This is a genomic window from Cupriavidus basilensis, assembly GCF_029335485.1.
Classification (GTDB): domain Bacteria; phylum Pseudomonadota; class Gammaproteobacteria; order Burkholderiales; family Burkholderiaceae; genus Cupriavidus; species Cupriavidus basilensis_E.
In genome coordinates this window covers 1-9233 of the sequence record NZ_JARJLM010000403.1, presented here as the reverse complement: position 1 = coordinate 9233, position 9233 = coordinate 1, and the positions used below count along the sequence as shown (strand labels likewise).

10 protein-coding genes are annotated in these 9233 nt (G+C 66.8%); 7 read left to right on the top strand and 3 right to left on the bottom strand.

The window, feature by feature from the left end; translation table 11 throughout:
• Positions 1-475: thioredoxin (locus tag P3W85_RS24180; protein WP_276266633.1), on the bottom strand; the 475-nt coding region annotated here is incomplete at its 3' end.
• A gap of 151 nt (positions 476-626) precedes the next feature.
• Here P3W85_RS24180 and P3W85_RS24175 point away from each other — a divergent pair.
• The 3 genes from P3W85_RS24175 to P3W85_RS24165 all read left to right on the top strand — a co-directional run bounded on the left by P3W85_RS24175 (position 627) and on the right by P3W85_RS24165 (position 2223).
• On the top strand, positions 627-1226 hold the full coding sequence (locus P3W85_RS24175; RefSeq protein WP_276266632.1) for a hypothetical protein: 600 nt from the start codon (positions 627-629) through the stop codon (positions 1224-1226).
• A gap of 50 nt (positions 1227-1276) precedes the next feature.
• The gene (locus P3W85_RS24170; protein ID WP_276266631.1) at positions 1277-1936 is read left to right on the top strand and encodes a LysE family transporter; all 660 of its coding nucleotides are present in this window, start codon (positions 1277-1279) and stop codon (positions 1934-1936) included.
• Between the two features lie 113 nt (positions 1937-2049).
• Positions 2050-2223, top strand: a complete 174-nt coding sequence (locus tag P3W85_RS24165) for a hypothetical protein (protein ID WP_276266630.1) — start codon at positions 2050-2052, stop codon at positions 2221-2223.
• Positions 2224-2298: 75 nt separating this feature from the next.
• On the opposite strand, the gene P3W85_RS24160 is transcribed toward P3W85_RS24165, so the two are convergent.
• Together P3W85_RS24160 and P3W85_RS24155 are read right to left on the bottom strand one after the other, a co-directional pair.
• Entirely contained in the window at positions 2299-3843 is a 1545-nt protein-coding gene (locus P3W85_RS24160; RefSeq protein ID WP_276266629.1) for a YifB family Mg chelatase-like AAA ATPase, read from the bottom strand.
• Between the two features lie 125 nt (positions 3844-3968).
• On the bottom strand, positions 3969-4232 hold the full coding sequence (locus P3W85_RS24155; RefSeq protein ID WP_017225132.1) for an accessory factor UbiK family protein: 264 nt from the start codon (positions 4230-4232) through the stop codon (positions 3969-3971).
• 377 nt (positions 4233-4609) lie between these two features.
• Here P3W85_RS24155 and P3W85_RS24150 point away from each other — a divergent pair, with 377 nt between their 5' ends.
• The 4 genes from P3W85_RS24150 to gshA all read left to right on the top strand — a co-directional run.
• Entirely contained in the window at positions 4610-5416 is an 807-nt protein-coding gene (locus P3W85_RS24150) for a TorF family putative porin (RefSeq protein WP_017225133.1), read from the top strand.
• A 64-nt stretch (positions 5417-5480) separates the two neighbouring features.
• Complete coding sequence (locus tag P3W85_RS24145; RefSeq protein ID WP_017225134.1) at positions 5481-5819, top strand: P-II family nitrogen regulator; 339 nt, start codon at positions 5481-5483, stop codon at positions 5817-5819.
• A gap of 31 nt (positions 5820-5850) precedes the next feature.
• Entirely contained in the window at positions 5851-7389 is a 1539-nt protein-coding gene (locus P3W85_RS24140) for an ammonium transporter (RefSeq protein ID WP_276266628.1), read from the top strand.
• Positions 7390-7948: 559 nt separating this feature from the next.
• Positions 7949-9233, top strand: a 1285-nt coding sequence (gshA, locus tag P3W85_RS24135; RefSeq protein WP_276266627.1) for a glutamate--cysteine ligase, incomplete at its 3' end; no start/stop codon positions are given.

The window sequence follows — 9233 nt, the reverse complement described above, 5'->3', positions numbered from 1 at the left end:
CGCCGTAGAAATCGGGCTGCATGCCGCGCAGCGGCGTAGCCAGCGAGCGGCCGCGCGCGTCGAGGAAAAGTACCGTGGGCGCCGCCGCCACATTGCGGCTGCGGGCCCATTCGCGTGCCGTGGTCATGCTGCCGTCTGCGTTGCGCAACGGCGTGTTCGCCGTCATGTCGAGCTCCCGCGCCACGATCTCGCCGGCCGCGGCCTGCGGGCCCAGGTAGTTGCGCCGCACGGTTTCGCAGTACACGCAGCCGGGCAGCGTCACCAGCACCACCAGCGGCTCGCCCCGGCTGGATGCCGCCGCGCCTTGCGCGGCAAGATCGGTCACCGCGGGCAGGGGGGCGGCGGCGGCCAAGGCGCCGGCGCTCGCCGTGGCCAGGGCGGCGCCCAGCGCCGCCGCGCCGGCAAGGCATGCCGAGGCCAGGGCGCGCCGGGCGCGGATGCGGCGCGATGATTGCGGAATCGACGAGGATTGCATGGAATGGCGAAGTGGACGAGCGCTGGCACGCGGGTTCCCCGATAATAGCGGCTTCCGTCCGTATTCGTGGCGCCGCGCCGGCGGGCCCTGGGTGCGGGATCGCACAATCCCAGGCTAGGTCCGCCGCACGCCTGCCCTATCCGTTGCCGTGATGTCCCACCCCTGGTTTTCCCGCCTGTCGGCGTCCGCGCTTGCCACCGTCATCGCCGTCGCGGCGATCGGCGCGGCGCTGGCCGCCTGTTCGCCGCGCTATGACTGGCGCACCATCCAGTCCAATGAAGGCGCCTATGCTGCACTCTATCCGGGCAAGCCGACCGGCGCCGCGCGCGAGGTGGCGATTGCCGGGCGCCGGCTGCCGATGACGATGGACGCGGCCCGGGTCGACGAGACCCTGTTCGCGGTCGGCGTGGTGACCTTGCCGGCCGACGATGCGGCGCTGCGCGAGGCGGCGCTCGCGTCGATGCAGGCGGGATTGCTGGGCAACCTGGGACCCCATTCCGCCGATGCGGTCAAGACCCGCAAGGTGACGGTGATGTCGGCCGCAACGCCTGCCGTGGCGCTCGCCGGCGTGGAGTTGCAGGTGGCCGCGGTATCGCCGCAGGACCAGTCGCCGCGGCGGCTCACGGCGCGGCTGGTGGCTTCGGGCGTGCACGTGTACCAGGCGGTCGTGCTGGAAGCCGGCGAGGCCGCCCGCGACCAGCGCCAGGCTGAGCAGATCGACCAGTTCCTGACTGGCTTCCATCCGTTCTGATTTTTTTCGTGGCCGCTGCGCGCCACCGGTTTTTTCGAGGGAGTAACGTAATGCGTTGGGATGTATGGCTGGCCTATTTCGCTGCCTGTTGGGTGATTGCCGTGTCGCCGGGTTCGGGCGCCGTGTTGTCGATGAGCCATGGCCTGTCTTACGGGCTGCGCAAGACCACCACCACGATTTTCGGCCTGCAGACCGGGCTGGTGATCATTCTGCTGGTGGCTGGTGGCGGCCTTGGCGCGCTGCTGCTGGCGTCCGAGCATGCCTTCGCCGTGGTCAAGACGGTCGGCGCGCTCTACCTGGTCTACCTGGGCGTGCAGCAATGGCGCGCGCGGGTGGAGGAGGGCGGGCAGGACGATGCATTGCGGGGCGCCCCCGAGGCGCCGCGCGTTGCCGTGCTGAGCCCGCGCCGCCGGTTTGCCACGGGCTTGCTGACCAATGTCACCAATCCCAAGGGCATTATCTTCATGGTGGCGGTGCTGCCGCAGTTCATCGATCCGCACCACCCGCTCGGGCCCCAGCTTGCCATCCTGGCAGCGACCATGTGCGGCGTGGACCTGGTGGTGATGCACGGCTACGCGCTGCTGGCCTCGCGCATGCGCGGCCTGTTCCGCAATGCGCGCGCGGTGCGCTGGCAGAACCGCGTGTTCGGCGGTGTGCTGGTGGCCGTGGGCACCGCACTGTTCTTCGTCAGGCGCCACCCGGCCGCCTGATCTATCGCTGGCTTCCCGCGGGCGCGTTTGCTTCAATAGGAGAGGCGAGCCGGCAGACCCGCCATCCAGGCGGAGCGGATCGCACCGAAAGACGACCCAAGCGGAGATAAGCAATGCGAAGCGCTTCCACCAGGCTGGCCCTGTTGCATGCGCGGCCGGCCCATACCGTGCCGCCGATGGAGGAGCCGGTGCCACCTGGCATCCCGCCCGACCTGCCGCCGATCGAGGAGCCCCCTCCGCCGTCGGAGCCGCCGGTCGCCGTGCCGCCGCCGCGCCGGCGTGGCTGAGGCAGTTCGGCCGCAGGCGGTACAAGTGGTACGGCAAGGCCGTGCAACGACGCCGGCATCTTCTTGAAATAACCGCTAAGGCGTGCGCAAGGCGCGGCGGTACTGGATCGCCTCGCCCACATGGCCGGGCTGCAATGGCCCTGCCCCCTCCAGGTCCGCCACCGTGCGGGCAATCTTGATTACCCGGAAATAGGCGCGCGCCGACCAGGCCAGCTTGGTCATGGCGCCGCGCAGCAATGCCTGCGCCTCGGGCGTCAGCGGGCAGTGCAGGTCGATTTCGCGGCCGGACAGGGCGGCGTTGGGCTTGCCCTGCCGCGCCTGCTGGCGGCCGCGGGCGGCCAGCACGCGCTGGCGGACGTCGGCGCTGGACTCGCCGGGCGGGCCGTCGAGCATTTCCTGCTGGTCCTGGGCCGGTACCTCCACCTGGAGGTCGATGCGGTCGAGCAGCGGGCCGGATAGCCGGGACTGGTAGCGCAGCACCTGGTCCGGCGTGCAGCGGCAGGGACGGGAAGGGTGCCCCAGGTAGCCGCACGGGCAGGGATTCATGGCGGCGACAAACTGGAAGCGGGCGGGAAAGTCGGCCTGGCGCGTGGCGCGCGAGATGGTGACGCGGCCCGATTCGAGCGGCTCGCGCAGGACTTCCAGCACGCGCCTGTCGAACTCCGGCAGTTCATCGAGAAACAGCACGCCGTGATGGGCAAGCGAGATCTCGCCGGGGCGGGGGTTGCCGCCGCCACCCACCAGGGCGGCCGCGGAAGCCGTGTGATGTGGCGACCGGTAGGGCCGCTCGCGCCAGCGGGCGGGATGAAAGCCCGCCGCGGTGAGGCTCTGCACCGCGGCGGATTCGAGCGCTTCCTCCAGCGTCATGGGCGGCAGCAGGCCGGGAAAGCGCTGCGCCAGCATGGATTTGCCGGTGCCGGGCGGCCCCACCAGCAAGGCCGAGTGCTGGCCCGCCGCCGCGATTTCCATGGCGCGGCGCGCCTGCGCCTGTCCGCGGACGTCGCGCATGTCGGGGCCGGCGGGGTCGTCCGCGCCGAGTTGCACCAGCGGCTCCGCGCGCACCAGCCGGGCCTCGGGCAGGGGGCCAAGGTGAGCGCAGACTTCCAGCAGCGAGCTTGCGGCATATACCGTGACACCGTCGATCAAGGCCGCCTCGGGCGCGTTCTCCGCCGCCACCACGAAGCTGCGCGGCGGACCCGCGCCCGCCGCCTGCCGCGCCGTATTGTCGCGTCCCAGGCTCATCGCCATGGCCAGCGCCCCGCGCACCGGGCGCAGCTCGCCGGAAAGCGAGAGCTCGCCGGCGAACTCGCTGGCATCCAGTCCATCCAGCGGGACCTGCCCGCTGGCGGCAAGGATGCCGAGCGCGATCGGCAGGTCGAAGCGGCCGGATTCCTTGGGCAGGTCGGCGGGCGCCAGGTTTACGGTGATGCGCCGGCTGGGAAACTCGAAACGGCTGTTGAGGATGGCCGCGCGCACCCGCTCGCGGCTCTCGCGCACTTCGGTATCGGCCAGGCCCACGATATTGAAGGCGGGCAGGCCATTGGCCAGATGCACCTCGACCGACACCAGCGGCGCCTCGAGGCCGGTCAGCGCCCGGCTGCGCAGGAGGGCGAGGCTCATCTCACTCCGGAAGGGTCAAGGAAGTGTTAACGAAAATGGCCGCCGGAATACGGCGGCCATCCTGGCGGTCGGGATGCGAGCCCGGGGTCATCGGCCCCCTCGGGCGTGCGCTGTGCCCAAGGGCTTCAGCCGGTGACAGGCGTGTCGGAGCCGCCGGAGGCGCGGCTTTCCAGAGCGAGCACGCGGGCTTCCAGTTCTTCCAGGCGTGCGCGGGTACGCGCCAGTACTTGCGACTGCACATCGAATTCCTCGCGGGTGACGAGGTCGAGCTTGGAGAAGCCCTGCGTCATCATGCTGCGCACGTTTTTCTCGATGTCCTTGGCGGGAGAGTTGCGCAAGGCTTCGCTGACCTTGCTCTGGAAATCGTTGAACAGGTCGCTGGGTTTCATGGTGATTCTCCTTTTGCACTGTGTTGGTGCGGGTGTCTGGGTGGGCGGCATCGGCATGCTGCATTGCGGTGCACCCGGCTGGGGCGCGGTCTAAGGCGGTGCTTGCCCGGCACTTGCCGCCAGCATGGGCCGATTATCGCGCGTCAGGCGCGCCCAGGAAAGCGCCAGCGCGGGCTGGTAACACCTTTTAACGTCTGGGCGGATGCGGCTAGTGCGCCAGAGCAACAAATCCGGGCGGCCCTTGCGTCATATTGAAACCCATGGAAGACCCCAGCCTGGCCTGGCACGGCAGTTGCAGTAATGATTCCGGGAGTCTGGATTCACAAATCACTTTTAAGCACGCGAGTACCGAGCCAGAGGAAAAGGAGAACAAATCCATGAAGAAGTTGGCCTTTGCAGTCAGCGCCAGTGCAGTTGTACTTTGCGGCCTCACATCCGCCGCCTTTGCCCAGAGCGCCGCTCAGGAGGGGGGGGCATCCACCGATGCCGCCGCGGCGCAAGCCTCGCCTCACACCTTCACTGCCAACGTGACCCTGGCCAGCGAATATCGCTACCGCGGCCTGATGCAGACCAACCGCCGGCCGGCAATCCAGGGCGGCTTCGACTATTCGCATTCGAGCGGTTTCTACCTGGGTAACTGGAACTCGAGCATCAGCTGGCTGGGCGACAGCAACGCCAAGGTGTCCGCGCCGATCGAAATGGACTTCTACGGCGGCTTCAAGAACACCTTCACGCTGGCCGGCCTGGAATGGAACTACGACGTCGGCGTGCTGCAGTACTACTACCCTGGCGACTACCCGAACGGCTTCACGCGTCCGTACACCACCGAAGCCTACGCCGGCATCGGCTACGGCCCCGTGTTCTTCAAGTACTCGCAGGCGCTGACCAACCTGTTCGGCTTCGCCGACAGCAAGTACAGCTACTACGCCGACCTGTCGGCCAACGTGCCGCTGAACTTCTGGGACCTGACGCTGAATGCGCACGTGGGCTACCAGAATGTGAAACACGTGAACAGCGCCTCCTACACGGACTGGAAGCTGGGCCTGACCAAGGACCTGGGCAAGGGCTTCTCGCTGTCGGTGGCCTATATCGACACCAATGCCCACAAGTCGGTCTATACCAATACATCCGGTCGCTATGTCGGCAAGGCCACGGCCTGGGCGGCGATCACCAAGACTTTCTAAACACGCATCAGGTTGAGCGGGCGCCGGACGGATACCGGGCCGTCCCGCTCTGAGGAGAAATCGGATGAAACTGATCATCGCCGTCATCAAGCCGTTCAAGCTCGACGAGGTGCGCGAAGCGCTCTCGGACGTGGGCGTGTCCGGCATCACCGTGACCGAAGTCAAGGGTTTCGGCCGCCAGAAGGGCCACACCGAGCTGTACCGGGGCGCGGAATACATCGTGGATTTCCTGCCCAAGGTGAAGATCGAGGTGGCGGTTCCGGACGATGTGGTCGAACGGGCCATCGAGGCAATCGAGAAATCGGCGCGTACCGGCAAGATCGGCGACGGCAAGATCTTTGTCGCCCCCATCGAGCAGGTCATCCGCATTCGCACCGGCGAGACCGGCGGCGATGCGCTGTGACGCATAGCCCAACGACAAGAGGTTAATCACAATGAAATCCTGGTTCAAGCGCATCCTGACAACCGGCGCCGTGGCGCTGGCCCTGGGCACGGCCGGCATCGGCCTGTCCACCCACGCCGTGGCGCAGGACAAGCCCGCGGCCGAGGCCTCGGCACCGGCCGCATCCGCCGCCGCACCCGCTCCCGCGCCCGCCGCCGCCGCTCCTGCGGCAGCAGCGCCGGCGGCGCCAGCCGCAGCACCCGCCGCCGCGCCTGCACCCGTGCCCAACAAGGGCGATACCGCCTGGCTGCTGATTTCCACGGCCTTCGTGATCCTGATGACGCTGCCGGGCCTGGCACTGTTCTACGGCGGCCTGGTCCGTTCGAAGAACATGCTGTCGGTGCTGATGCAGTGCCTGGTGATCTTCTCGCTGGTGTCGCTGCTGTGGGCCATCTACGGCTACAGCTTCGCCTTCACCGAGGGTAATGCCTTCTTCGGCGGCACCGACCGGCTCTTCATGAAGGGGCTCACCGTTGACGCGGTGGCCGCCACCTTCAGCAAGGGCGTGGTGGTACCGGAACTGGCCTATTTCGCTTTCCAGTGCGCCTTCGCGGCGATCACCTGCGGCCTGATCATCGGCGCCTTCGCCGAGCGTGCCAAGTTCTCGGCGGTGCTGGTCTTCGTGGTGATCTGGTTCACCTTCTCGTATATCCCGATGGCCCATATGGTCTGGTTCTGGCCTGGTCCTGACCTGTACACCGACGCCGCAGCGGGCGCGGCGGCCACGGCCAAGGGCGGCTGGCTGTTCCAGAAGGGCGCGCTCGACTTCGCCGGCGGCACGGTGGTGCACATCAACGCCGCCGTGGCTGGCCTGGTGGGTGCCTTCATGTTCGGCAAGCGCATCGGCTTCGGCCGCGAGGCACTGCGTCCGCACAGCCTGACCTTCACCATGGTTGGCGCCTCGCTGCTGTGGTTCGGCTGGTTCGGCTTCAACGCCGGCTCGGCGCTGGAAGCCAACGGTTCGGCCGCGCTGGCCTTCGTCAACACCCTGCTGGCAACCTGCGCCGCGGTGCTGGCCTGGACTTTCGGCGAGTGGATCAGCAAGGGCAAGCCCTCGATGCTGGGCGGTGCTTCGGGGGCGGTGGCCGGCCTGGTGGCCATCACCCCGGCTGCCGGCTTCGTCGGCCCGATGGGCTCGATCGTGATCGGCATCGCCGCTGGCCTGCTGTGCCTGTGGGGCGTGACCGGCCTGAAGAAGCTGCTGGGCATGGACGACTCGCTCGACGTGTTCGGCGTGCACGGCGTCGGCGGCATCCTGGGGGCGCTGCTGACCGGCGTGTTTGCCGCGCCGAGCCTGGGCGGCACGGGTGTCTATGACTACGTGGCCAACAAGGTTGCGGACGACTATTCGATCGTCGGCCAGGTGTGGATCCAGCTGCAAGGCGTGCTCACTACCATTGTGTGGTCGGGTCTGGTCGCCTTCGTGGCCTACAAGCTGGTGGATATGCTGATCGGCCTGCGGGTGCCGGAAGAAGAAGAACGCGAGGGCCTGGACATCACCTCGCACGGCGAGACCGCATATGAGGCCTGATCGTAAAGGTGTTGTGCTGGAGAGCTGATTGGGAATCTTCTCTCAGGAGTTTCGCCCGGCCTTGTGCCGGGCTTTTTTCACTCCGGTGTCCGCATCGTGACGGCATCGGGAGCGATCCCGGCGTCATCGGCCCCGATCGGAGCACCAGCCGCGGGCAGAAGCCGGCCGTGGCCGGCTTTTTCGCTAACTGCTTAAATCCGATCTTAAAAAGCTTCAATTGTCTTTGGCGGGTGGCGCACATACAGTGCCAGTGAGGCAGTTTCCTCCACCTGCAGAACGCTCCCCGTATCTGTCAGGCCATTTGAAAGCGCGGCTCCGGTCGCGCTTTTTTTTTGCGCCCGGCGCCATCAGCGGCCACCGGCGCCGGCGCTGGGCCACCCGGGCTTTGCCGCGGATCCGTGCGCGCGAGGCCCTCTTTTATTCCCGGCGGGCACCCCCATATCCATCTCCCTTATCCCTTATGCCGGCGCTCGCATATGCTTATTCAGGCAGCGCCTGCAGCCAATTGGCCGTTCCTCTACAATCTGGGCGAACGATAAAGACGATCAATAGGATGTATATGGTCCCGCATCTCATCACCGCGCTGAACGGTCCGCTGCTCGAGCTGGAAAAAAAGATCCTGGATGCGACGCCGTCCATCGAGCGCTGGTTCAGGCTGGAATGGCAGGAACATACGCCACCGTTCTACTGTTCGGTCGATCTGCGCAATGCCGGCTTCAAGCTGGCCCCGGTCGATACCAACCTGTTCCCCGGCGGCTTCAACAACCTGGCTCCCGAAATGCTGCCGCTGGCGGTACAGGCTGCCATGGCGGCCATCGAGAAGATCTGCCCGGACGCCAAGAACCTGCTGCTGATCCCGGAACGCCACACCCGCAATATGTTCTACCTGCAGAACGTGGCGCGGCTGTCGCTGATCATGCGCCAGGCCGGTCTCAATGTCCGCCTGGGCTCGCTGTCCGAAGACATTACCGAGCCCACGCCGATCGAGCTGCCCGACGGCCAGACGCTGGTGGTGGAGCCGCTGGCCCGCCTCGGCGTGCGTGGCCGCCGCCTGGGGCTGAAGGACTTCGATCCCTGCTCGATTCTGCTCAACAACGATCTTTCCGCCGGCATTCCGCCGATCCTGGAAAATATCAATGAGCAGTATCTGCTGCCGCCGCTGCACGCGGGCTGGTCGACGCGGCGCAAGTCCAGCCATTTCGCGGCCTACGATGAAGTGGCCAAGAAGTTCGCCAAGCTGATCGACGTCGATCCGTGGATGGTCAACCCGTACTTCGCCAAGTGCTCCGGCATCGATTTCCACGAGCGCGTGGGCGAGGAGGCGCTGGCTGACTCGGTCGAGGCCGTGCTCAAGAAGATCGCCAAGAAGTACCGCGAATACGGCATCAAGGAAACCCCCTATGTGGTGGTCAAGGCCGATGCCGGCACCTACGGCATGGGCATCATGACCGTGCGTGATCCGGCCGAAGTCAAGGGCCTGAACCGCAAGGAACGCAACAAGATGAGCGTCGTCAAGGAAGGCCTCGAGGTCAACGACGTCATCATCCAGGAGGGCGTGCACACCTTCGAGAAGGTCAACGAGGCGGTGGCCGAGCCGGTGGTGTACATGATCGACCGCTATGTGGTCGGCGGCTTCTACCGCGTCCACACCGGCCGCGGCAATGACGAGAACCTGAACGCGCCGGGCATGCATTTCGTGCCGCTGGCGTTTGCGCCCAACGGCATCCCCGACAGCCATGCCAAGCCTGGCGCGGCGGTGCCGAATCGCTTCTATATGTATGGCGTGGTGGCGCGGCTGGCCTTGCTGGCGGCGTCGCTGGAACTCGAGAAGACCGACCCCAATC

Bases quoted from the DNA above. Each gene is read 5' to 3' on its own strand.
- P3W85_RS24175 (WP_276266632.1), top strand. From the start codon at position 627: ATGTCCCACCCCTGGTTTTCCCGCCTGTCGGCGTCCGCGCTTGCCACC.
- P3W85_RS24170 (WP_276266631.1), top strand. From the start codon at position 1,277: ATGCGTTGGGATGTATGGCTGGCCTATTTCGCTGCCTGTTGGGTGATT.
- P3W85_RS24165 (WP_276266630.1), top strand. From the start codon at position 2,050: ATGCGAAGCGCTTCCACCAGGCTGGCCCTGTTGCATGCGCGGCCGGCC.
- P3W85_RS24160 (WP_276266629.1), bottom strand. From the start codon at position 3,843: ATGAGCCTCGCCCTCCTGCGCAGCCGGGCGCTGACCGGCCTCGAGGCG.
- P3W85_RS24155 (WP_017225132.1), bottom strand. From the start codon at position 4,232: ATGAAACCCAGCGACCTGTTCAACGATTTCCAGAGCAAGGTCAGCGAA.
- P3W85_RS24150 (WP_017225133.1), top strand. From the start codon at position 4,610: ATGAAGAAGTTGGCCTTTGCAGTCAGCGCCAGTGCAGTTGTACTTTGC.
- P3W85_RS24145 (WP_017225134.1), top strand. From the start codon at position 5,481: ATGAAACTGATCATCGCCGTCATCAAGCCGTTCAAGCTCGACGAGGTG.
- P3W85_RS24140 (WP_276266628.1), top strand. From the start codon at position 5,851: ATGAAATCCTGGTTCAAGCGCATCCTGACAACCGGCGCCGTGGCGCTG.